The organism is Zhongshania aquimaris (genome assembly GCF_019312595.1).
In the GTDB taxonomy this organism is placed as follows: domain Bacteria; phylum Pseudomonadota; class Gammaproteobacteria; order Pseudomonadales; family Spongiibacteraceae; genus Spongiibacter; species Spongiibacter aquimaris.
The window spans coordinates 56,576-79,850 of sequence record NZ_JAHWDQ010000006.1; the positions used below are offsets into that span (position 1 = coordinate 56,576).

Below are 23,275 nucleotides of genomic sequence, written 5' to 3' on the forward strand. Positions count from 1 at the left end.
TGCCTATCATGGACAGAATCTCGCTAATCGACGACACATTTCTGCGTTTAGAAACACGCAGACAGCCGTTTCACATCGGCATGTTAATGCTGTTCGATCCCGGCGAAAAAGCACCACAAGATTTTGTCATGAAGCTTTCGGAGAAGTTGCGAAAATCTACCGAAATGCAGGAACCTTTTAACCGACATTTAGTTCAGAAAAATGGCTTGCACTACTGGGAAGAAGATACCGATTTTGACTTAGAACACCACTTCGCCCACATCGCCCTCCCCAAACCAGGTCGGATCAGAGAATTGCTCGCAACGGTATCGCGTATTCACGGTGGTCATTTAGACCGAGCCTATCCTTTGTGGCGCATATATTTAATCGAAGGCATTGAAGACGGCCGATTTGCGGTTTATATGAAAATTCATCACTCTCTAGTCGATGGCATCGCGGGAATTAAAATGCTGATTAGCAGCATGTCTAGCAATAAGCGTGAGTCGACAAAGTTACCGCCTTTTTGGGAAAACGGCATCAGTAATTCCAAAGCCCAGCATTTACCCGTTCCCACACCTACGGCAAAAGGGCTAAGCGCGATTAGCAAGTTATCTAAAAATGGCCTCCGGTCTATTCCGCCGGTATACCGCGAGATTCGCAGTAATATCGCCGATATTTGGAAGGGGAACCCTGACTTTGTCTTTGGGGGACAAGCGCCCCGTTGTAGCTTAAATCAATCTGTCAGCGCCACACGTCGCTTTGCGGCACAGTCTTACTCAACACCACGTATGCGCGCGGTTGGCAAAGCCTTCGACGCCAGCATAAATGATGTCGCCTTAGCCATGTGCGGAGCGGCATTGCGTCAATACCTTGCAGACTTAGATGACTTACCGCTGCAACCACTAGTCGCGGCGGTACCGGTATCCGTTAGACGAGAGGACAGCACCAGCGCCGGCAATGAAGTGGCCTTTACCCTGTGCCATTTAGCGACCCATTTAAAAGATCCCGCCGAACGCATTGTGGCCATAAAAGCCTGCATGGATTACAACAAAAAGCATATTCGCAATTTAAGCCCCACCCAAACCCTAACCACCGCCGCAGTAAAATTAATTCCTGGTGCGATCAATGCTATCTTTAACGTCAATCCAAATAAAACCTTAGGCAACCTGGTTATTTCTCACGTACCTGGGCCAAAAGAAGATTTGTATTGGCAGGGCGCCAAGCTAAGCGGCCTCTATCCCTTATCTCTACTCACCGATGGCGCCGCACTAAATATTACGCTAATCAGTCGCCATGACACCGTCGATTTCGGCTTAATTGCCTGCCGAAAATCCGTCCCCCATGTCCAGCGCATATTGAAATATCTAGAAGACGGTCTGGTGGAATTAGAAGAAGCCGTTAAAAATCGGAATGCACCATGAATAGTAAAATAGATATTAATAATTTTGGCCAGGGCATTGTCTATCCAGAGGTTCCAGTCGGCGTACGCAGTCGGCTGATACTATTTTCTATGCGCATCGTGGTACGCCGACTAATGATGCACATGGCCACATCCAGCCCGGAAAAAATAGCGGGACTTCAGGCAAAAGTGTCTTCTATGCGCACACCTGTCGTCGACAATGTGAGCATACAGTACCAGCGCATAAACAAGATTAACGGACACGTGTTTGGCGACCTGAGCAACACCGATAAGCCCGTTATGCTATGGCTGCACGGCGGTGCATTTATGCTGCCTGCGGCGCCCAATATGCATTTATCGACGGCAGCCATATTCTGCGACGGCATAGACGCATCAGGCTTTATGCCCGACTATCGACTAGCGCCACAAAACCCCTTTCCAGCAGGCCTGGACGACTGTGAGCAGGCATTTCTGGGCTTATTAGAACGCGGCTTTAAACCGTCGCAAATAGTGTTAATGGGCGACTCCGCTGGAGGGAATTTAATTTTTGGCCTAATGCAGCGGATACGTAAAGCCGGTATTGGCATGCCCGCTTGCGCCATTGCCATTTCACCGGTAACGGAAATGGCACGTATTCATGGTTCGCCATCACTCTACCATTTCAAAGATACCGACGCGCTGCTGCCCCTCGCAGCCCTACCCGCCTTCGCCACTTTTTATACCGATCCTCTCAATAGCACCCACCCGGAAGTATCGCCGCTGTATATGGATTGCGCTGGCCTACCACCATTATTTTTTATAGCCAGCAAAGAAGAAATACTAATGAATGACACCATTATGCTCGCCGAGCGCTGCTACGAAGCTGGCGTGCATACTACCTGTCATATCTGGCCAACCCTGCCCCACGCCTTTCCAATATTTGAACGATTTTTCCCCGAGGCCCGCAAGTCGATTAAAGATATGATTGCGTTCTCAAAAATTCACTTAAAAAGAGCTAGATGCTAGATCTACTCCGTTCGCGACATCAATAATGCCAGCAAGCGGGAATCAAGGCCGTGTAAGCAGACAAAAACTACAAATCATCTTTAAGCATTTTGATCAGATTTGGATAGTGCTTGGGCTTCAATACGCCGTTTAAGGTGAGTCGCAACATTTCGCGGGAAAAACGCTTGGTCATCGCCGCTCTTTCCTTCTTAGTCTTAGCGTGGGCATTCACCCATACCGGCCACAAAAAATTACCCGCTAACATCAACACCGCAAGCGCTTCTGAATCGACATCGTCGTGGCCGTATTCACCGGCAACCAAAGACTCTATACCCTGCTTGTAGCGCGCGAAAAATTTATCACCCGATGGGTTCTTTGATGACAGCATTTCAAACAGCCAAATGCGCCCCAACTCCGGGTTTTCTACCGCAAAATTAACCATGCGCTCCATGGTTTCAAATACCGGCTGCTCGCGCGCAGGCATCGTTTTCTCACTAGACGCTTGCTCGTCGCGCGCAGCAAAAACACCTTCCGACAGCAACTGATCTGCAACCCAGTCAGCGGTTGCATGCAATAAATCTTCACGGGTATGAAAATGTTGGTAGGCGGTACCGCGGTTAACACCCGCTAAATTTGCTACTCTAGAGACACTCAAACCCTCTGGACCGTCCTCTGACAGAACTGTGCGCGCCGCCGTTAGAATCGCCTCTCTGGTTGCTTCGGGATTGCGAACCCGACGCTTTTCTTCTGTGGCTTTTGGTTTTGCTGCCATGCTAATCACCCGTGTTGTTAAGCTAATTGCGGCGATTATAGTTAATAAGCATCGTGTTGTATATTTTCTAAATACTTACATTTCGCCTTTATACCGTCTCTGCCAATATAAACTAGGGCAAATATTGACATACCAACCTTTTCTTATTATCGAACAGAATGTTTACTAACTATTTGCATAGCGCTGACGCAGTAATTTTTTGTCGGGCTTACCGACTGGGGTTTGGGGAATAGAATCTATAAATAAGATAGATTTGGGTGCCTGATATGCCCCCTTGCTAGCAGTAACGCGGTCAACAATCTCCTGACTATCCACGCTCTGACCATCACGCAATACAATCAATGCCGTTACGGCCTCACCCCATTTTTCATCGGGCAGACCGATTACCGCAACCTGAGACACACTCGGATGTTCGGCAATAATATCTTCGATTTCGCGGGGATAAATATTAAAACCGCCACTCACTATCATGTCTTTGGTGCGATCAATTATGCGCAAATAGCCGTCGTGGTCGCGCACCGCGACATCGCCGCTGTGCAACCACCCTCCCTCAAACGCCTGCTCAGTAAGTTCTGGCAGATTGCGATAGCCGTTCATTACCAGCGGCCCGCGCACGCATATTTCACCGGGCTCACCATCAGCCACAGGCTGCTTGTTACTATCTAGCAAGGCGACATTCACCCAGGGTACTGGGCGGCCACAACTGGCAAGACGCAAGGGGTCATCCACCTTGTGATCTCGCTTTCGTAAAATAGTGACTGCCATCGGCGCCTCTGCTTGGCCGTAAAACTGCATAAATACTGGGCCGATTCTCTCAATTGCTTCTTTCAGGCGCGACGGCGAAATAGCCGAAGCACCGTAAAAAACCGTTTCTAAACTAGATAAATCAAACTCGTCAAAGCGGGGATGATCCAACAAGGCATAAATCATGGTGGGCACCAACATCATGCAGTTAATTTTATACCGCTGGATGGTTTCTAACACTTGCAGCGGGTTAAAGCCCGGCAGCACCAACATGGTTCCACCCTTTAACAAGGTGGGTAAAAACATGGCGGCGCCAGCGTGACTCAGCGGCGTACAACATAAAAAATGCGGCAGCGAAGGCCACTCCCACTCTGCCATCATGATTTGAACAGTAACGATGCCGGTGCGCTGCACACTCGCCAGTGCTTTGGGTTTTCCGGTTGTGCCACCAGAATAGCCAAGACGCATTACATCGTTGCCATCCACAGAGGCAGGCTTTAGTGGTAAAGGAGCAAAGCCAGCGGCTAATTCACTCAAATTCGCGCCAAGCTCACTCTCACCAAATGCCAGTAAACTTAATGCCGGCGTTGCCGCAGCTAATTCTGCAGCTCGACTAGCATAATTATCCGCGTCAAAAATCAGCACATCAATTTCGGCATCATCGACGACATGTTGATGATCCGCTAAACCCGCTAAGGGATGCATAGGCACATAGATAGCCGCCATTAGCTGGACCGCGTTAGCGACGTGCAATACCTCCGGGCGATTCGCCGACAGCAAGCCAATTCGCTTGCCCTTACCTAAATTCAAACTTTCAAAAGCTTGAATGAATTGGCTCGCTGCATCCCTGACCTCGCCAACCGTCATCATCGGCCCGCCCAATAATTGCAACATGGGTCGCTGCGGATCTTGGCTTAAGGCATTGGCCAGCACATTGGGAACATATAATGGAGTATGTATAGGATTCATCATTGTGGTCACACGTTTATGACAATTTTGCCAAATTGCTTGCCGCTCTCTAAATAACGCAGAGCGAGGTTTATGTCGTCAAAGGGGAAGATACGATCAATGACGGGCTTTAATTTATGAAAGCTAATGGCGCGGTTCATCAATTCAAAATCGTGACGGCTGCCAACGGTAACCGGGGTCACATCAATTCGCGATGCGAATAAGCCATCAATGGTTTGCGGCCAACCATCCAACAAACCCACCAATGCAAGACGCCCACCTTTTTTCAGCGCGGCAACAGATTGGTTAACTGTTCCCGCACCACCGAGATCAACAGCCAGATCGACACCTACCCCATCGGTCAATTCCTTAACCTTTACTACCCAGTCAGGGTGTTGCCTATAGTTGATAATTTCGTCCGCACCTAATTCCCTGAGTTGTGCACAGCGCTCCTCACTCGATGACAGCGCAATAACTCTGGCACCAAATAACTTGGCAAATTGCAGACAAAAAACTGAAACGCCACCGCCGCCCTGGGTAAGCACCGTCATACCGGGATACAAGGGCGCAACGCCGCACAGGGCATGCCAGGCAGTGACCCCAGCGCAGGGTAGGCAGGCCGCTTCCTCGTAACTTAAATGCGCCGGAAATTTTAAAGCTTCACTGTAATGAACGATTAGCTCTTCACTAAGTACACCAGCTAATGGGTAACCTCGACTGGCCGGCGCACGCGCGCTGGTAAATTCGCCACTAAACCATTGCGGAATAAAACTAAGACTAATACGATCTCCAAGCTTGAATTCTTGAACATCATCGGCAAGCTCGACAACCTCACCCGCGGCGTCAGAACACAGGACCTGCCCCTCTGGTGAAATCGGCCCCAGCTTGCCATTGATCACCAGTAAATCGCGATAATTTAGCGAAACCGCCTTAACCTTGATCCTCAACTGCCCAGTACAAAGGGTCGCAGAATTAGCGTGATTGTCTAATTGCACAGCGTCGATACCGCCAGCCTCTTTAATCAAAATGCGCTTCACGTGCTATCAATCCTTATTATTTTATTCAAGAACTGCATGCTTTTTCGACGCTGCAGATTCCTGTACCATGAAATTAGTATACAACACTGTTGTACTTATAAAACATAAATTCAACTTCAGAGAACTGCAACAATGATAGGCACAGACCCACTGGATCTGCGTGGCCAGATCGCATTTGTAAGCGGAGCTGGACAAGGCGCTGGTCGTGAAATCGCCCTGACACTGGCAAAGCACAATGCCGGCGGCATTATTGTGAATGATTTTGAGCTACTGCGCGCCGAATCCGTGGTCGAGGAAATAAGGCAGTTAGGTATTCCAGCGCAGGCTGCAGCAGCGGATGTCGGCGACTACGACGCCTTGAAGCTAGCTTATGACAAGACCACTAAAATCCTCGGCAACGTAACGGTGTTGGTAAACAATGCCGGCAATGCTGGCCCGCAAATAAGCATGCGACCTTCTCCGCTATTTTGGGAAACCGAACCAGCGGACTGGGATCGCTACTTTCACACCAACTTAAAAGGGGTAATGAACTGCTGTCATTTGGCTCTGCCAGCCATGGTTGCAGCGAAGCGGGGTAGAATTGTCACCGTCGTGTCAGATGCAGGACGAGTCGGCGAAGCGCGACTTACTGTCTATGCCGCCGCAAAAGCGGGTGCGGCCGGCTTTATGCGCTCGATTGCAAAAGAAAGCGGTCGCTACAAAATCACCGCTAACTGCATTTCCTTGTCAACCTTAGAACCTCAAATGGAAGAGGCGGCACTCCGTGAGTTCCTCGCCAGCGATCGCGCCAAAACCCATGTCGAGCGCTATGCAATTCGTCGCTTTGGCAAAAATCAGGATGTTGCGAATATGGCGCTGTTTCTCTGTTCAGACGCTGCGGAGTGGATCACTGGGCAAACTTATCCGGTCAACGGTGGCTACAGTTTTGCGCAATAAGAAAGTAAATTAAATAAAGCGATAGCACACTTTACTCTCCCTCCCCGCAAACGGTTACCAGCTCTTAATGAACAACTTCGCATGTTGACTCACCCATAAATTGGCGGCTTTACCCATCGTTTGCTAAAAATCTGCATCAGCCAACTTATAGCAAAGCAGTTTCTGTGGTGCGCAAGAGAGGCCTGCATTTGGTAAAAAGCGGACGTACGACCGATCAGTGCAATCTGCATGCAGGGTGTTGTGGGGGCTGAGGGTTAGAGACCCTCGGCTACCCGATTATGAGCTGACCAACCAAGCCAGCATTAAACCCGCAGCAATATTTACCACGAATGAAACTGCCACAGAACTCACAAGCTTGATGGTGCTGTTCTTTGACTTAGCAGCGATTTTTGTTTGCTGATTGTTATCACCACCTGTAACCATGAAAAGACTGAAGTTTCGACTAGTATGCGCCCAGCGCTCAATCATTCGATTAGTGCTTTGAGCCGCGCTACGAAGAAAAGTTACAGCGACAATAGCTAAAAAGACATAAGGTACAACGGTATCAAGGGCGATAGTTTGCAGAAATTGGAATGAACATGCCGTAAAAAGAATGGGAAAAACCCAATAATTTAGAAAAGATACTTTTTCTGAGTGCTTGTAGAGAAATTTATTTATGTTCGTGATACTTTGGGGTTGAGGGCACGCCTCCGCCCATCGTTGTACTATAGCGAATATTTCCTCAGCTGTAATTTGAGTGGCGCCATTGATAGATACCGAAACACATCCATCTTCGAAGTCAAGTCGGTCTGCATCGCTGTGATCTGCAGACATCATTGCCTGTAACATCACGATAGGGTTCATCGGGTTTGATATACGGACAGTTATTGTCATTTCATTTTCAATTCCGTCATATTCATGCCCAATAACCCAGTTTAGAATTAGCTTCTCCGTCTTTTTACTTGAATTGGCTATGGTTGTATCGAGTGAAGTTAATTTGTGGTTTTCGTAGTGAGTGCTGTCGGTAAAGCTAATCAGATACTGAAATCCAGCCTTTGAAGGTTGAAAGGAGCTAATTTTCTCACCAAGTGAATTGTATAGGATCTCTAGTTCTCTTGCCGAACAGACGAACTTTTCATCGATAAGTTTTGTAGTGCTACCAAGCTTCGATCGAGTGACGACGTATGGTTTGGTCAACGCACCGGCAAATTCTTGTAGCTCAACCAAGTCAGACATTAAGTATTTCTCCTATTTGTGAAATCTGGGCTACGATCTATGTGCTGTTAATACACTACGCATGTTCCCGAAACCATGGTGCCAAACGCACCCTTATAAAAGAAGGGCTTCTCATGTTTATCTGCGTACTGGTTTATTTGCAGATAGTCGATGGTGTTATTTGGCTTATAGTGAGTGACGGCCTTATATCCATTTTCATTTGGCAAGTAATCGTAGACTGCCGGCATTTTGCCCGACATAGTGTTCGTAATATTTGCACCAGTAATAATTCCGGTTTGTCGGTTTACGACAAAATCCTTACCAATATACCCGGATACCACATACGACTTATGATTTAAGGTTCCATCAGATTCTAAATTCACTGCATCTTTGATGGTACACTTGAAATCATTAACTGCAAAAACATCTACAGAGGTGAGAAGAAGAAAGACTGAAACTAGATATTTACTCATATCCTTCCTTGCAAAAGCGGTGACGATTTACCCAATTCCGATTGCTGACACTTGTTAGCTCGTTGTTTTTGGTAATGCACTTTGTTCTTTTAACTTTTGAATGAATGGACCAAATTTTTTATTAACAATTGCATCGGAATTGGAAAAGCCGAACGAAGAAACGGAGTAAGTGTCAATTTGCATTACTTTCATTTTTACATCATTGCCTTGGGCAACTTTAAGAAAGTCAGAGATGGGCATTACAAGCCTACGAGTTGACCAATCACCGTATTTAGTAAGAGCACTAGCATCTTTAATATTTTCGATGATTTGTCCATCTACGTTGAAGGTGACCCCCATAATATTAGTTATTCCACTTACACCAACTTCTAGGAATACCACGCTGGGGAATTTGTTACTCCATTGGAATACTAATGAGTGCCAACCCTCCGACAACCCCGAAGCAGCACTCACCGGAGGTTGAGTGATAATTAAAGAACCATCAAATTGATCTTGCTGTACTGACAACGAAGGCGTCATTGCATCGTTGAAGCTGGCGCAACCAGATACTGCGAACAGCATAACTGCTAAAAGAACTATCATACGTGGCATGATTTCACCTTATTTTATGAACTAACGCCCGGCATAAACGGCGCGAGCTTGCGAGCGTCCGACGACAAAAAGGGAGCGGCTTGGTTATGTGGCCCTCAGTCATCCGCCCACCCTTTTGACGATGGCCCTTCTACCCACAATGTACAGTTTCATAAAGATTTTTTGTTCTTTTCCCCAAGAGAAATGGTCAGCCTCGGAGAAAGTCAAAAGCTTATTATCAGTTGGTTCAATTCTTAGGTTCAGAAGCGAGTCCTCAGGAGACCAAAAGTACCTCTTTGTTGTTCTGGGCCAACTACCTTCCTGATAGTAAAGTTCTAGGTACTCTAAAATTATAGGCTTTCCTGACAGGTTCCTAATATGGATCTCATTCCCAATCCTGGCGTCGCTTCTAAAAACATGAGTAACGTCAATTTGGAACCTATTGCTCCAGGCTTCACGCAATTTTGGAATTGCTAGAAGGGTTGAAAGTACAGCGCCCCAAACCGCGATTATTAGTGACCAATCGATGTCCATACCACTCACCTACGACTTTCCTTCAAGCTTAAAGCACATAACGCCCGGTTATGTGCTAACTTATGCAAGAGAACCTTGCTTTTTGTGGAGGTGAATTTCACCCGTTTTTATATCTTCAAGCACAGCCTTAGCCGCCCATCTACCTTCAAATTTTGTCACACTCGCTGTATAGGCAACATCATACTGGAAGGATATCTTTTCTAACTTAAGCTTTTCATATTGACAATCTGGCCATGTCAGATATTCGTTATCAAATTTATACTCATGAGTTAATCCAGTTCTATTTTCCAAGACGTCAGTTGATCTAGGCAGCTCATTTTCTAAATCTAAGAATGTTTTTACGAAATTTCCTTCGGCGTCTATGATATTGATATCACAATTCAATGCAGCTATTTCAAATGGATCACCTTCCTTCATTGAGGTATTTGCGATAATCCAGTTGAAATCAAATTTCACATCTGGAACAGTATTTGTGAAGTAGAAAATATGCCCTCTAATATTAAGAGAAGGTGGCGCACCGGCGCTTTTAAGATCTTCATTTGTCGGCTGTCTCAGATGTTTTAGGGTAATTCCCTTATGATCTGCAAATATTTTTGCTCCAGCTTGATAGCCTGTTTTAGTAATAAAAATACCTTGAATATTTCCGATATCATCAAGTGCCGCACTGAAATCACGTACTTTCCCAACAGAAACTGGGGACGTGTAGTTTTTACACTCAACTGCCACTTTATGTTTAATACCTGCGACATTAAGTTCCCAATACACATCGATTTGATGCTTCTGCCCTGATTTCCCTTCGATATTTACATCGTGCTGAATAGTAATAGTGTCAAACCCTTCAGCTTGAAGGATCTCTTCATAAACTTCACGAGCGAGAAGCTCATATTCAGTATTTACATTGGCCATAGATTCCCCGTTGGCACATAACAGTAAATCCAAATGCGTTCCGCTTTATAACTCATGCACATAGTGAGCCTAAGCTTAAAGATGATTAAGTAGAAAAATTCTATTTAAATCAGGACGATAGCAAGCTTGAAAGGGCTTTTTCATTTGTGTGCATCCTGCATTTGATGTGGAATCCCCGTAGCACAGAGCATAATCGCTTCTCAATAAAAATCAATTGCTTAAGTGGATTCCACCAGAATTAGTGAGCGCAATGCTACTGAACACGGGGTTGATAGCTTCAGCGACTGACTGCTTTTGTGACGTTACGGCCACAATATGGGTGAACTCGCGGCCATGTTATGGGAAAAACGCCGATCGGAACTTAAAGTTATACCGCCAAAAGCGCTCCTTTTGGGCATCTTATGGTTCAATTTTCCTGCTAGTTTATGGGTGAATCAGCACTCAGCATGTAAGCCGCCCTTCGTCTGAAGCCAAAAATAAGGTGATCAAGACGAAAATCGACAGGCTTACGTTTCCCCTAGCGACAGCGCAGAATACGCTGACGGTACTGTCCTGGTGTTTCACCGCTGGCACGGCGAAAGGCATAGCAAAAACCTGAAGGCGAAGAAAAGCCGAGCGTATAGGAAATCGCCTTAATGCTACTGTCAGACGACAGCATTTCTTTGGCCAACTCGATACGGCTATTGGCAACATAATCGCCGATGGAACAAGCTTTACTGCTGCGAAAGCCCCGCGTTAATTGCCGAACCGACAAACCACAGAGTCCGGCCAACTCATCGAGCGTTGGCATTGAAGGAGCCTCTCGAATACGCTCATCTATTAATTTCAAACGCCACTGCGCCAAACCACCACTGCTGGACTCGTTAACGATGCGCTGTTGATAGCGGCTGAGTTCTATCGCCAATTGCGACGCAATTAACTCCACTAACATCTCGCTGGCAAAGCCGGGACTTTTAGCTTCCTCTGCCAAACGCATTAGCAACATCTGAATACTGACATCGCGAACATCAAGCCCCGCAGACAAATAGCGAGCATCCCAAGCAAGATTTTGTTCGAGGCGCTCTTGCATGGCAGAGGGGTCTAGCTGAAATAGCAAGGAGGCCTGCTCGCCCCGCTCATCGCTACGTGAGTGCAATAACTCTCCAGGCGGCACAACAAAGACCTTGCCCAATCGCTCAAAACGGTCCCTTCCCCAGCGCTGCGGATAGCATGCCCGAGCATTGCGTGGTCGCGGCGTCAAACAAAGATCAAGACGATAGCTGGCATCTTCCGACTGAAGATTATCTGCAGGTTCATCAAGCCGATAATGGACTAACTGAGCCGCCGCCACCGGCGCCCTCAGTTCAGCCTCAATTCGCATCGTTGCTGTGGCCATCTTTATTTACGCCCTTTCATTCACTTAGGAATTAATACTCCATTCCTACTGCCCTTTTTCCGCTGGCAAATATTCGCATGCAGCCGTGTCAACTTCCAACTCAATTGCCAACCACCCTGCTCGCTAATAACAGGAATGACAGCAATCATTATCCTAAGACCTGCTCTTATCCCGCACCACTCCGTCTCGCATAGTCCAAATGGTTTCGGCGCACTATTCGCAATACGCTTCTCGCAAGAATCGACATCGCGAACAGCCTCCGCAGTTTCGATTGAACGTCGGGTTTAAGCCACGACAGTGACGCCTTTAATCACCAGCGGCTAACAGACAACAGGTAAATACATTTAAAACCTCAGCTAATTGCTGTTCGCGCTTCCTAACAAGGTCGAACGCACCAAGCTCAATCCCAATTAACTAACTGAAAAACCGCCGTCTACAGCTATGACTTGGTTAGTCACACGCTGGGCAGCGGGAGCGGAAAAGTACAGCACTGCAGCGGCGATATCCTCTGGCTTACACATCCCCAAAGGCGCAGGACGCCGCGCCGGCCCTTCGGGTACAGGACCTTTTGCGGCGATAGCGCCGGGAGTAGCCACTCCGCCCGGTAACACGGTATTCACTGTGATACCAAATTCTGCTAATTCAAAGGCCAGCGCACTGCTCTGAGCCAAGAGAGCGCCCTTTGAGGCTGTGTAAGCGACCAAACCTTTTACGATACTGCCGCGCAGTGCGGCTGACGCAATATTCACAATGCGGCCACCGCCAACCGACGCCATAGCGCGACTTAACTCTCTGCTTAGAATAAACGGGCCGCGTGAATTAACAGCCACCATCCGATCCCATTCCGCAGTGGTGGATTCAAAGAAGGCCTGTCTATCCTGCAAACCAGCGTTATTGACCAATACCCATGGGGTACCAAAATTTTTTAATATATCTTCACTAACGCTGAGGACATTTTCCTCATCGGCTAGGTCCAGCTTTATTACTTGAATATCGGCAGCGGGCATCGAATTGGCAAAAGCTTGGGCGGCGTCAATATTAATATCGGCAATGATTACCCTCGCCCCCGCCGCCGCCAAGGCGCTGGCGATTCCGGCGCCAATGCCACTGGCACCGCCAGTCACCACGGCGAGACGACCTTCTAGGCCAAACATAGAACTAAGGCTATTCAAAATAGAGGATCTCGCTATCTCTCGCAATCATGCAAATATGGGCGTGGCGCCGAGCCTGATCACTGAATTATCTTTATGCAGCCATAATCACTATAATCAACAGTGTTGTCAAACTAGCAGCAAGAGCTCAATACCTACGGGCACATCCCTACCCCTCTCTTGCAACGTCATACTTCGCCAGATAGCGCTCAAACTGGGCCTCAATATCCTGCGCAGTCAAGCCAAATTCAGCCAGGCGATACTCATGCTTGCCAAATTTATTCTGGGGATTGTCGTCTATCCAGCCCTGCACCCCCCTGCGCGCGCCGTCGCTAAACTCATCGCCAAGCGCGCCATAGAGTTTTTCCATGCTGGCGATGGGTTGGTTTATTAAATCCGCGTAGTGAACATCGATAATACGATCCTCACCAAACTTCTCGCGGAAATCCATAATCCGGTCTGCGTGCAATTTGGCCTGATAAGGGCAGTTTTCTGCAATCCACGCGGTATCGGTTTTACCGGTAAAACCGAGGTGCGCAAGGGAGATCAAACTACAAAATGAACTGGTCGCCGTCAGCGGGTCGCGATGCGCCCATACCAGGCGTGCATCGGGATAAATTTTAATCAGAGTCTCAAGCCACAGCGCGTGAGACGGCATTTTCAAATTCCACACACCGGGTGCATCGGCCTGCAAAAGCTGTAGGAATTTTTTGTGGTATTGATAGGCCGAGCTCATGTCGGTGTCATTCAATAACCAATCGCGGTAATTGGGTAATTTACCCCGTGACTCAAGCATTAAGGTCTTAAAATCATGCGCCATAAAATACACGCATTCATTGGGATAGATAGCTGAACTGCGATAGTACTTGCCCATCTCAGGCGCCGCCTCCAGCATTTGTTTTTCCATTTGCAGTCTGGCAAGAGCGCGCGGATCATCAAATAAAGTCGCCGTCGTCGGCGGCGGCACGGGGTCATCAATTTCCCAGGTCAGCGGTGAGCGCCGCGCTGGGTCGGCTGCCAGTAAATTGCTCAGCAAAGTAGTGCCAGTGCGAGGAACGCCGAACACAAAGATCGGACGCTCTATTGGACGATCTGATAACTCTGGGCGCTGAGCTAAATAATGAGTGACTTTGAGTCGGTTCGCCAAAATTTGCGTTACTGACTCGCCAAAGCGCTTCACACCACTTTCAGTCATGTCGTTTTTATTGGCGTCGGCGAGCAAAATGCTCAAGCCTTCGTAAAAGCTGTCGCTGTCAAACTGATCCAAGCCTGTTAGCTTTTGCGCGGCCTCTATTAATTGTTGTGGATTAAATGTCTGCGCCATTACTCAAACCTCGCACTATTATTTTTTATAGCCCACTAGAAAAACCATCGAACTATTCACCCCCCCATCTTAGGCCACTTTAAAAACACCCAGCAACGCGGATTACTTGCGCGAACAGGCCAGAATGTCGAAGACCAGCCGCATTAAGTATTAGCGACATTCCTACTAGCGCCTGCAACATCTGCACTTCTCTGAAATGGCTCCCCAGCGCCATAAGGGCCGAACGTCGACACAATGTTAACTTGAGCCATCACGCAAGCTGAATGAGACTGGTACTCTTTCAATATGATGTTGCCTAATACCAAATTTCGTAGATTGGGCTAAGGAACGACATGCCTTCAGGCTGGACGCCCGTCAGAGCGCCCCGAAGGGGTTTATCAAACCCGACATGATGGGACTCTCTACATCGCTTGCTGGGTATGACTCGGCGCATCCGCGCCTCGGCCTAAGGACCAGCAGAGCTGCCCAAATTTGTTCCACACAAATTTGTCGCTACCGCTCAAGCCAAGCTACAGAGTCACACGGCAATATCATGTTGAAAGAGTACTAAATCAATAAAAGCAGCCATCGTAGAGGAAACGACTTATGTCAAAAGGCTTATTTGATCTCAGCGGCAAAGTTGCCCTAATCACCGGTGGCAATAGCGGACTCGGCCTTGGCTTTGCCAGAGGTATTGCGAAACAGGGCGGCGATGTTGTGATTTGGGGGCGCTCCGCTGAAAAAAATGCGAAGGCCATTAAGGAGCTGCAATCCTATGGCGTGAAAGCGTCGGCTTACGCGGTTGATGTCGCCTCTCAGCAAGAGGTGATCGACGGCTACAAGGCGCTGATCGATGAATACGGCCGCATCGACACGGTGATTGCCAATGCCGGCATGCCGCCCAATACCCGCTCCGTACTCACCGCCACCGCCGAGCAATACCACAGCCTGCTCGACACCAATATGCACGGCGCTTTTTACACCTTGCAAGAAGCGGCAAAACTGATGGTTGCCCGCGCCGAGGCCGGCGAACCCGGCGGCTCATTGATATTCTGCGGCAGTCTATCGATGTTTCAGGGCGTGCCCGGAATAGTGTCTTACGCCGCCGCCAAAGGCGGTATCGGCGCAGTCATTCGCTGTATGGCCAGTGAACTTGGCAAGCACGGCATCCGCGCCAATACCATCGCTCCAGGTTATATCAAAACTGGCTTTTCGGGCGGCAGCGACGACGGCGCCGTTCAAGCCGAAGAACAGTGGTCTGATCTCGATAAACACTTCGCTTCAAAATGCGCCATCCCCAGACCGGGGTTTGCGGCGGACTTCGAAGGCATCGCCGCCTATCTTGCCAGCGATGCATCGCGCTGGCATACCGGCGACACCATCGTTATCGATGGCGCCTCGATGATAAACCTTTAAAACAGGAGCAATATAAATGCATGTGCTCAATATTCATGAAGTCGATGATGTTCGCCTGGATCCATACCAAATGCCCGTCCCAGGCGCCAAAGACGTTGTTATCAAGGTAAAGGCCTGCGGTATTTGCGGCAGCGACCTGAGCTATATCAAAGTCGGCGGCATTCACCGCCGCCCCGGCGGAGTGACCCCCATTGGCCACGAAGCCGCCGGCGAGGTTATTCATGTTGGCAAAGAGGTTAATGACATCGCCATCGGTCAGAGGGTTGTCATCAACCCCATGCAAACCAGCAGCTATATCGGCAGCGGCGGCCCAGAGGGCGCCTTCACCGAGCAGCTCTTAGTTCGCGATGCCAGAGCCGGTGACAATATATTACTTATACCCAATGATATCCCCTATGACATTGCCGCGCTTACCGAGCCTTTGGCGGTGGCATTGCACGGCGTGAATCGCGCGCAGGCCAAAGCGGGCGACAATATTGTGGTATTCGGCTGTGGCCCAATCGGTCTCGGCATGGTGATGTGGTTGGTGGATCGCGGCGCCAATGTCGTAGCCTTAGATTTAGCCACCGAGCGACGTGAGCGCGCGATGGACTTAGGCGCACAAGCGGCCTTTGACCCCACTCAAATCGATCTCCAAGCAGAGCTAGTAAAGCTGCACGGCAGCGCCAGAATATTCAGTCGGGAAGCGGTCGGCACCGACGCCTTTATCGATGCTGCCGGTGCGCCAAACATACTCAATGATGTGATTAAAATGGCGAAATTTCAGTCTCGTTTAGTCATTACCGCCGCCTACATGAAACCCGTACAAATCGATTTGGGCGCCATGTTAACCACAGAAATGACAATCACCACGGCAGTCGGCTACCCCGATGAAATGCCAGAAGTGTTAGCGGCTTTGCCCCGCCTGCGAGATAAACTCGATGGCATGATCAGCCACCACTATCCGCTTGAGAATATCATCGAGGCTCTGGCGGTGGCCGCGACCCCGGCGTCGGCGAAAGTAATGATTGATATCAATACTTGATGCTAAACGGGAGATGGGAGACGCTAAAAACCTTAACTGCTCCGCAGTGCTCGCAAGATAGCGCAGCAACGACGCGCGGGATTAGCATCTCCCGTCTCCCGTCTCCCGTTCAGCGCTTTCCGAAAAACCAACAGGCCCACACCATGACCACAAAAGACCAGCAGCCCAAGCTCGCCACTCTCGTCCAGGCTGGCGGCGAACAAACTGAAACCGAAAAGATCAACGACTTTATCTATATGGCAAAGGATATTTCAAACGCCTACCTGGTAAAAACCAAGGATGGCGATGTGCTCATCAATGCTGGCTTTATGGGCAGCGCCGAGCGTATAAAGCAGCTTTTTGCGCCGCTACGCAGCGGCCCCTTACAGGCGATTTTTTTAACGCAAGCCCACGCCGATCATTTTGGCGGCGTACCAGCGCTTAAAGAAGCTAACACGAAGATTATTGCGCACAGTAAATTTAGCGATACCGCCAATTTTTTCAAAACCCTAATGCCCCATCTTGGCCGACGCTCTGGCAAACTGTGGAGCGGCACCATCAAAGGCCGCGGCGCGCCGGTACCCGACATTGAACCTGATACCACCTTTGAAGACCGCGTATCACTAACGATAGGCGATGTCTGTTTTGAGGCGATATCCACCCCCGGCGGCGAAGCACCGGATGCCTCAGTCATTTGGCTAGGCAATGAGAAAATCGTGTTTAGCGGCAATGTGTTTGGCCCAGTGTTTATGTCGGTACCAAATCTAAACACCATTCGCGGTGATAAACCCCGCTCGGTAAATCGCTTTCTAGAGTCAGTCGACACGGTGAGAAAACTTGGCGCTGAGTTACTTATCACCGGCCATGGCGAGCCCATACGCGGCAAAGAGCGTATCGCCGCCGATCTAAATAAACTCTATGACGGAGTGACCTATATCCGCGATGCCACCATCGCCGGCATGAACTCAGGCAAATCAGTGCATGAGTTGATGGCGGAAATTAGGCTGCCCGAGGCCCTGCAACTGGGGGAGTTTCACGGCAAGGTGAGCTGGGCGGTTAAATCTATTTGGCAGGAGTTTTCTGGCTGGTTTTTCTACGACAGCACCACCTCGCTCTACGAGGTTCCCGCCAGCGCCGTCCACCAAGACCTTTGTGAACTGGCCGGCGGGGCGCAGCAATTAGCTGCGCGCGCCGCAGCCAAAATAGACGCCCACAAACCACTTGAAGCCCTGCATTTGCTCGACATTGCATTAAATGCAGAACCACAGCAGGTAGACGCCCTGACAACGAAAAAGCGCGCATTAGAAATGCTATTGCAACATTCTGGCGGGACGAACTTAAGCGAAGTGATGTGGCTTAAATCTGAAATTGCCGATGTCGCTAAACTGCTCAGCTAACATCGGCAATATTATCCACGGTGTCTGCGCCGCGATTAACGCGGCTGCATGCGAATGGCGCCATCAAGACGAATGGTTTCACCATTCATATAAGAGTTACGCGCTAGCTCAAGCACCATGCTGGCGTAGTCATCCGCATGCCCCATGCGCGGCGGGAACGGCACCATCGCACCCAAAGCTTGTTTCATTTCCGGGGTGGCTCTCGCCATCGCTGGCGTATCGAATATACCGGGCTGGATGGTATTCACTCGAATCCCTTCGCGGGACAAATCCCGGGCAATGGTCAAGGTCATACCCACAATCGCCGCTTTCGCTGCCGAGTAAGCTGCTTGTCCCATTTGACCGTCAGTAGCGGCGGCAGATGCGGTGTTAATCATCACGCCGCGTTCACCGTCGATAGGCTCCTGGGTCATCATGCCCGCCGCTGAACGAGTGACACAGCGAAAGGTGCCCACGGTGTTCAGTTTAAGAACCCATTCAAATTTGTCAGAGGGGAAAATATTAATTTCGCCGGTTTTTTTATCCCGTCGCGCCGTGGGAATCGCATTGCCACCACCAGCACAGCACACCAAAATGCGCTCTTGACCGTTGGCTTCCCGGGCTTTCGCAAACGCCGCATCCACGCTGTCGTCAGACAGCACATCACACTGACAAAACACCGAGCCGGTTTCTTCCGCAGCCAGCTTGCCGGTCTCATCATTCATATCAAAGATGGCAACCTTTACCCCTTTGGCGCGCAAGGCTTTCACTGTACCCAGACCAAGGCCAGATGCTCCACCGGTAACAACCGCAGATATTGAGGCGTCGAGTTTCATAGAATTCCCCTGAAAATGGACTAATATTTATTGTTAAAAATAAGCTGAATTTTTGAAACCTTTTGCACGAGCGGGAATTTTGTTTTCTGGCAAGGAAAAAGTGCACGGAATGAAGGAGTTTATGATTATAAATGACCGATTGAGTACATTTTTGACGCTGCCAAAGAACAAAATAACTATCGTGAAAAGGCCGCTTTCGACCTTTTGTGCCCATTTTTATACCATAGCCAACGCCATCTATACAACAACATTGTTGAGTAGTATCATGTTGCCCATATGATAATTACAGGAGCATTGCGCTTATGACAACCCAGGTTATGAAAGGGGTTCGCGTCCTTGAAGTTGCCCAATTTACCTTTGTTCCCGCCGCCGGTGCCATATTGGCCGACTGGGGCGCAGACGTTATAAAAATTGAGCACCCTGTTCGCGGCGATACGCAGCGCGGCTTTATCAATCTCGGCGGCATTAAGGTAAACCCCAATCGCAGCCCCTTCATGGAACACCCCAACCGCGGCAAGCGCAGCGTCGGTGTCGACATTTCCACCCCAGAGGGCATGGAAGTTATCTATGAGCTAGCCAAGACCGCCGATGTATTCCTGACCAACTATTTACCCAATCAACGCCAGCGAATGAAATTCGACATCGAACACATTCGCGCAGTAAACCCCAATATTATCTACGCCCGCGGCAGCGCCTATGGCGACAAAGGTCCAGAGCGTGATACCGGCGGCTTTGATGGCACCGCATTTTGGAACCGCAGTGGCATCGCCCACAATATGACCCCCGAAGAATTACCCGGCCCACTGATGCAGGGCATACCCGCATTCGGCGACTCTATTGGGGGCATGAATATCGCTGGCGGCATTGCTGCTGCCCTGTTTCATCGCGCCCAAACTGGCGAAGCCACGGAGATCGATGTATCTCTACTAAGCACAGCGTGGTGGGCAGCCGGCACCTCTATTGATATGGGTATCGACTACGGCCAAACCATGCGCAACCGTATGCCCGGCTCTGGCGCCAACCCCGGCAATCCCTTGATGGGCAATTACACTACCTCCGATGGCGGCACCATTAATATGTGTACCCTCACACCTGGGCCGCATATCAAAAGTTTCTTTGAGCACATTGGCAAACCCGACGTCGCAGCTGACGAGCGCTATTCAACGGCCGAGAAACTAATAGAAAACTGGGAAACTGCCAGCCAAATCATTCAGGGGGCCTTCGCGACGCAAACCCTCGCTTACTGGCGCACGCACCTCAGAACATACTCTGGACAGTGGGCACCGGTGCAAAGTTTATTAGACATTGCCACCGATGAGCAGGCACTGGCCAATGACATGTTGTTTGAAGTGGAATCAGCCGACGGCGGCGACCCCATTAAACTGGTTCGCGGTCCCGTGCAATTCAACCATGAGCCAGTGCAAACCACCCGCTCGCCACAGGCCTCAGAGCATACCGAACTGGTATTAATGGAGCTGGGTATGGAGTGGGAACGCATTGAAGAATTAAAAGAAAAAGGCGCTATCGCTTAATTAATCGCAGAGAATAAAGAGAAGACTATGAAGCCAGGAACAAAATTAAAAAGTGCGGTCTGCAGCACCGAAGTTATGGTCATCAAAGGTAAAGACCTAATTGTGCAGTGCGGCGGTCAACCGATGGCAGATCAAGGTGGCGATACCAGCGCTGCCATTGACAGCAACTTCGCTGAAGGCTCCAAGGTCGGCAAACGTTATGTCAATGCCGATGGCAGCGTTGAGCTGCTGTGTGTAAAAGCCGGCGAAGGCTCACTTGCTATCGACGGCAAGGCACTGACCACCAAAGACGCCAAGCCTCTACCCTCTTCAGACTGAGGCAAGCAAGAACATGAATATCGCCCTGATTTTACAGATGGCGGCCGATACTGCGCCCGATCGTACTGCCGTAGTTTGCGACGGCCGACGCTGGTCTTATGGCGCGTTGTATGAGGCCGCCAAAGGTGCTGCAGACCTATTTGTCGCTAACGGTTGCGAATACGTCGCACTACTGGACGAAAGCAGCGAGGCTGCGCCGATTGCTCTATTCGGCGCAGCCCTTGCAGGCATTCCGTATGTCCCCCTCAATTATCGCCTTGCAGACACCGACCTCGGCGCCCTGCTAGATCGCGTTTCACCCGCCTATGTCATCGGCGATGTTGAACGCAGCCAGCGCCTGAGCAAGGGGCATCACTGCAATACCCGCGAAGGTTTTGTCAGAGCCGCCGAAGCCGCAGCTGCCAATGCGGCTGGTGAAGAGCGCGAAGGTGAAGGTATCGCGGCGCAAATATTTACCAGCGGCACAACCGCCGCCCCCAAAGCAGCCCTGCTGCGGCATTCAAATTTATTGGGCTATATTCTCGGCACCGTTGAATTTATGTCGGCCGAAGAAGAGGAAGGCCAACTTGTTTGCGTGCCGCCCTACCATATCGCCGGTATTTCGACGCTGCTCAGTAATTTCTATGCCATGCGCCGCATTGTGCTATTGCCGGCTTTTGAGCCGCAAACCTGGTTGGATCTCGCTGAAAGCGAGCAAGTCACCAATGCGTTTCTGGTACCCACTATGCTGGCCCGGGTTATTAGCCGCATGGATGACATTGGCAAAGCGGATCTCGCTTCCATTAAAGCTATTGCCTACGGCGGTGGTCGTATGCCACCGGAATTGATAGAGCGTGCCTTACAGCTATTTCCACAAACCAACTTCACCAATGCCTATGGCTTAACCGAAACCAGCTCCACCGTGGCGCTGCTGGGGCCAGACGATCACCGCACCGCCTTTGCATCAGATGACCCTAAGGTTCGCGCACGTCTCGGTTCGGTGGGCAAACCGCTACCAACAGTAGAACTGGAAATCCGCGACGACGACGGCAAACTTCTTCCCGCCGGTGAGAGCGGAGAAATTTATGTGCGCGGCGAACAAGTGTCTGGCGAATACCGCGGTCGCTCGGCACTAGATCAAGACGGCTGGTTCCCAACCCGCGATGCGGGCTATTTGGATGAAGAGGGCTTTTTGTTTTTATCTGGTCGCGCCGATGATGTGATTGTGCGCGGTGGTGAAAATATTTCGCCGGGTGAAATAGAAGATGTTCTAGCGAGCCACCCCGCCATCAGCGACTCAGCCGCAGTTGGTGTGCCCTCAGTCGAATGGGGTGAAGCAGTTGGCGTTGCCATTGCCCTTCACGGCGGTCACGACCAACCCAGCGAAACAGATTTAAAGCAATTGATAAAAGACCGCTTACGTTCTTCGCGGGTGCCGGAAAAAATTGTTTTCGTCGATCAGCTACCCTATAACGAAATGGGCAAGCTACTGCGTCGCGAAGTGCGGCTATTATTTGCAAACTGAAACGACTGACACAGGTCGGCAATTAATTTAATAAAAGGAATTCAGTGTGGCCAAGAAAACCGCCATTGTTACTGGTGCCAATGCGGGCCTTGGCTTTGCCATATCCGCCGCACTGGCAGAGCAAAACTACCGCGTGATACTAGCGTGCCGTAACTTGGAAAAGTCAGCGGCGGCCCTCGAACAGTTAAAACAGCAATTCCCCGACGCCGACTTTTTGCTCATGCAGCTGGACGTCTCTAATCTTGAATCTATCGGGCGTTTCGCCACCGCATTTGCGGAGCAGGTCGGCGAGCTCGATCTACTCATTAATAATGCCGGCATCACGGATGTGCCACTATCGCGCAATACCCTCGGCCATGAATCGCAACTAGCAACAAACTATCTTGGCCCCTTTGCACTGATTGGCAAATTACTGCCGCAGTTCAAAAAGGAGACTGAATGCCGGATCGTCAATATCTGCAGTCTCGCGCACCGCTTCGGTAAAATTGCATTAGATGACCTCAATTGGGAACGCGACACCTACAAGCCGATGAAGGGCTACGCGCGCAGCAAAGTCGCGTTGATGTCATACACCATAGAATTAAATCGTCGCCTGCAACAAAGCGGTAGCAATATTATTGCGCTGTCATCTCACCCGGGTTTTGCCGCAACAGAAATTACCCGCAAACAGGGTGAGCCAACGAACCCAGTTAGCGCGTGGATTCAAAGCAAAATTGAGCCACTGATCCCACTGCCCAAAGATGCCGCCCGCGCAACCTTAATGGCCGCCCTGTCACCCGATGCACGTGGTGGTGAATATTATGGCCCAGGTGGGTTTCTTGAGATTGGCGGAGCCCCTGACCAAGCCAAAATAAACGCCAAAGCCAAAGATAGCGAGACGGCGAAACAGCTGTGGTCATTAACTGAAGAAATGACCGGCGTTAGCTATTTGTCCTAGCGGCGCTACTTTAAAGCTATTTTTATATTCAAAACATTGACCGCCGTA

Annotated in this window: 22 protein-coding genes; 10 read left to right on the plus strand and 12 right to left on the minus strand. The window is 49.7% G+C overall.

Translation table 11 applies throughout. From position 1 onward, the window contains the following. Positions 1-8: 8 nt before the first annotated feature. The gene (locus KXJ70_RS17090; RefSeq protein ID WP_219044764.1) at positions 9-1,400 is read left to right on the plus strand and encodes a WS/DGAT/MGAT family O-acyltransferase; all 1,392 of its coding nucleotides are present in this window, start codon (positions 9-11) and stop codon (positions 1,398-1,400) included. Beyond that, positions 1,397-2,383 (plus strand): alpha/beta hydrolase, encoded by a 987-nt coding sequence (locus tag KXJ70_RS17095; protein WP_219044765.1) that lies wholly within the window; start codon positions 1,397-1,399, stop codon positions 2,381-2,383. The genes KXJ70_RS17090 and KXJ70_RS17095 overlap by 4 nt, the downstream gene beginning before the upstream one ends. Before the next feature lie 67 nt (positions 2,384-2,450). On the opposite strand, the gene KXJ70_RS17100 is transcribed toward KXJ70_RS17095, so the two are convergent. The 3 genes from KXJ70_RS17100 to KXJ70_RS17110 form a co-directional block, all read right to left on the minus strand. Then, positions 2,451-3,134, minus strand: coding sequence for a TetR/AcrR family transcriptional regulator (locus KXJ70_RS17100; protein WP_219044766.1), 684 nt, complete (start codon positions 3,132-3,134; stop codon positions 2,451-2,453). 165 nt (positions 3,135-3,299) lie between these two features. Next, positions 3,300-4,850: an AMP-binding protein gene (locus KXJ70_RS17105; RefSeq protein WP_219044767.1), complete on the minus strand. Its 1,551-nt coding sequence runs from the start codon at positions 4,848-4,850 to the stop codon at positions 3,300-3,302. A gap of 5 nt (positions 4,851-4,855) precedes the next feature. Beyond that, positions 4,856-5,863, minus strand: a complete 1,008-nt coding sequence (locus KXJ70_RS17110) for a zinc-dependent alcohol dehydrogenase family protein (RefSeq protein WP_219044768.1) — start codon at positions 5,861-5,863, stop codon at positions 4,856-4,858. 132 nt (positions 5,864-5,995) lie between these two features. Between KXJ70_RS17110 and KXJ70_RS17115 the strand changes: the two genes are divergently transcribed. Further along, positions 5,996-6,799, plus strand: a complete 804-nt coding sequence (locus tag KXJ70_RS17115) for an SDR family NAD(P)-dependent oxidoreductase (RefSeq protein ID WP_219044769.1) — start codon at positions 5,996-5,998, stop codon at positions 6,797-6,799. A 276-nt stretch (positions 6,800-7,075) separates the two neighbouring features. Here the strand turns inward: KXJ70_RS17115 and KXJ70_RS17120 are convergent, their stop codons facing one another. From KXJ70_RS17120 to KXJ70_RS17155, 8 genes are all read right to left on the minus strand, one after another. Further along, positions 7,076-8,014 carry a hypothetical protein gene (locus KXJ70_RS17120; protein WP_219044770.1) on the minus strand — a complete coding sequence of 313 codons (939 nt, stop codon included), beginning with the start codon at positions 8,012-8,014 and terminating at the stop codon, positions 7,076-7,078. 47 nt (positions 8,015-8,061) lie between these two features. Then, the gene (locus KXJ70_RS17125) at positions 8,062-8,466 is read right to left on the minus strand and encodes a hypothetical protein (protein WP_219044771.1); all 405 of its coding nucleotides are present in this window, start codon (positions 8,464-8,466) and stop codon (positions 8,062-8,064) included. 54 nt (positions 8,467-8,520) lie between these two features. Next, on the minus strand, positions 8,521-9,057 hold the full coding sequence (locus KXJ70_RS17130) for a hypothetical protein (protein ID WP_219044772.1): 537 nt from the start codon (positions 9,055-9,057) through the stop codon (positions 8,521-8,523). A 99-nt stretch (positions 9,058-9,156) separates the two neighbouring features. Further along, positions 9,157-9,570, minus strand: coding sequence for a hypothetical protein (locus KXJ70_RS17135; RefSeq protein WP_219044773.1), 414 nt, complete (start codon positions 9,568-9,570; stop codon positions 9,157-9,159). A gap of 60 nt (positions 9,571-9,630) precedes the next feature. After that, positions 9,631-10,476, minus strand: a complete 846-nt coding sequence (locus tag KXJ70_RS17140) for a restriction endonuclease (RefSeq protein WP_219044774.1) — start codon at positions 10,474-10,476, stop codon at positions 9,631-9,633. 517 nt (positions 10,477-10,993) lie between these two features. Beyond that, a complete protein-coding gene (locus KXJ70_RS17145; protein ID WP_219044775.1) occupies positions 10,994-11,851 on the minus strand; it encodes a helix-turn-helix transcriptional regulator in 858 nt (285 codons plus the stop codon). 410 nt (positions 11,852-12,261) lie between these two features. After that, a complete protein-coding gene (locus KXJ70_RS17150; protein ID WP_219044776.1) occupies positions 12,262-13,023 on the minus strand; it encodes an SDR family NAD(P)-dependent oxidoreductase in 762 nt (253 codons plus the stop codon). A gap of 148 nt (positions 13,024-13,171) precedes the next feature. Then, positions 13,172-14,326 carry a sulfotransferase family protein gene (locus tag KXJ70_RS17155; protein WP_219044777.1) on the minus strand — a complete coding sequence of 385 codons (1,155 nt, stop codon included), beginning with the start codon at positions 14,324-14,326 and terminating at the stop codon, positions 13,172-13,174. 585 nt (positions 14,327-14,911) lie between these two features. Between KXJ70_RS17155 and KXJ70_RS17160 the strand changes: the two genes are divergently transcribed. The 3 genes from KXJ70_RS17160 to KXJ70_RS17170 all read left to right on the plus strand — a co-directional run bounded on the left by KXJ70_RS17160 (position 14,912) and on the right by KXJ70_RS17170 (position 18,121). After that, positions 14,912-15,721 carry an SDR family NAD(P)-dependent oxidoreductase gene (locus KXJ70_RS17160; protein WP_219044778.1) on the plus strand — a complete coding sequence of 270 codons (810 nt, stop codon included), beginning with the start codon at positions 14,912-14,914 and terminating at the stop codon, positions 15,719-15,721. Between the two features lie 16 nt (positions 15,722-15,737). Continuing rightward, positions 15,738-16,745: a zinc-dependent alcohol dehydrogenase gene (locus KXJ70_RS17165; RefSeq protein ID WP_219044779.1), complete on the plus strand. Its 1,008-nt coding sequence runs from the start codon at positions 15,738-15,740 to the stop codon at positions 16,743-16,745. A gap of 143 nt (positions 16,746-16,888) precedes the next feature. Further along, positions 16,889-18,121: an MBL fold metallo-hydrolase gene (locus KXJ70_RS17170; RefSeq protein WP_219044780.1), complete on the plus strand. Its 1,233-nt coding sequence runs from the start codon at positions 16,889-16,891 to the stop codon at positions 18,119-18,121. A gap of 35 nt (positions 18,122-18,156) precedes the next feature. Here the strand turns inward: KXJ70_RS17170 and KXJ70_RS17175 are convergent, their stop codons facing one another. Beyond that, positions 18,157-18,936, minus strand: coding sequence for an SDR family oxidoreductase (locus KXJ70_RS17175; protein WP_219044781.1), 780 nt, complete (start codon positions 18,934-18,936; stop codon positions 18,157-18,159). A gap of 302 nt (positions 18,937-19,238) precedes the next feature. On the opposite strand from KXJ70_RS17175, the gene KXJ70_RS17180 reads away from it, so the two are divergent. The 4 genes from KXJ70_RS17180 to KXJ70_RS17195 are packed head-to-tail and all read left to right on the plus strand — an operon-like array spanning position 19,239 to position 23,227. Further along, entirely contained in the window at positions 19,239-20,468 is a 1,230-nt protein-coding gene (locus KXJ70_RS17180; protein WP_219044782.1) for a CaiB/BaiF CoA transferase family protein, read from the plus strand. Positions 20,469-20,495: 27 nt separating this feature from the next. Further along, on the plus strand, positions 20,496-20,786 hold the full coding sequence (locus KXJ70_RS17185; RefSeq protein ID WP_219044783.1) for a hypothetical protein: 291 nt from the start codon (positions 20,496-20,498) through the stop codon (positions 20,784-20,786). Positions 20,787-20,799: 13 nt separating this feature from the next. Beyond that, complete coding sequence (locus KXJ70_RS17190) at positions 20,800-22,290, plus strand: class I adenylate-forming enzyme family protein (RefSeq protein ID WP_219044784.1); 1,491 nt, start codon at positions 20,800-20,802, stop codon at positions 22,288-22,290. A gap of 46 nt (positions 22,291-22,336) precedes the next feature. After that, positions 22,337-23,227, plus strand: a complete 891-nt coding sequence (locus KXJ70_RS17195; RefSeq protein ID WP_219044785.1) for an oxidoreductase — start codon at positions 22,337-22,339, stop codon at positions 23,225-23,227. Positions 23,228-23,275 lie beyond the last annotated feature (48 nt).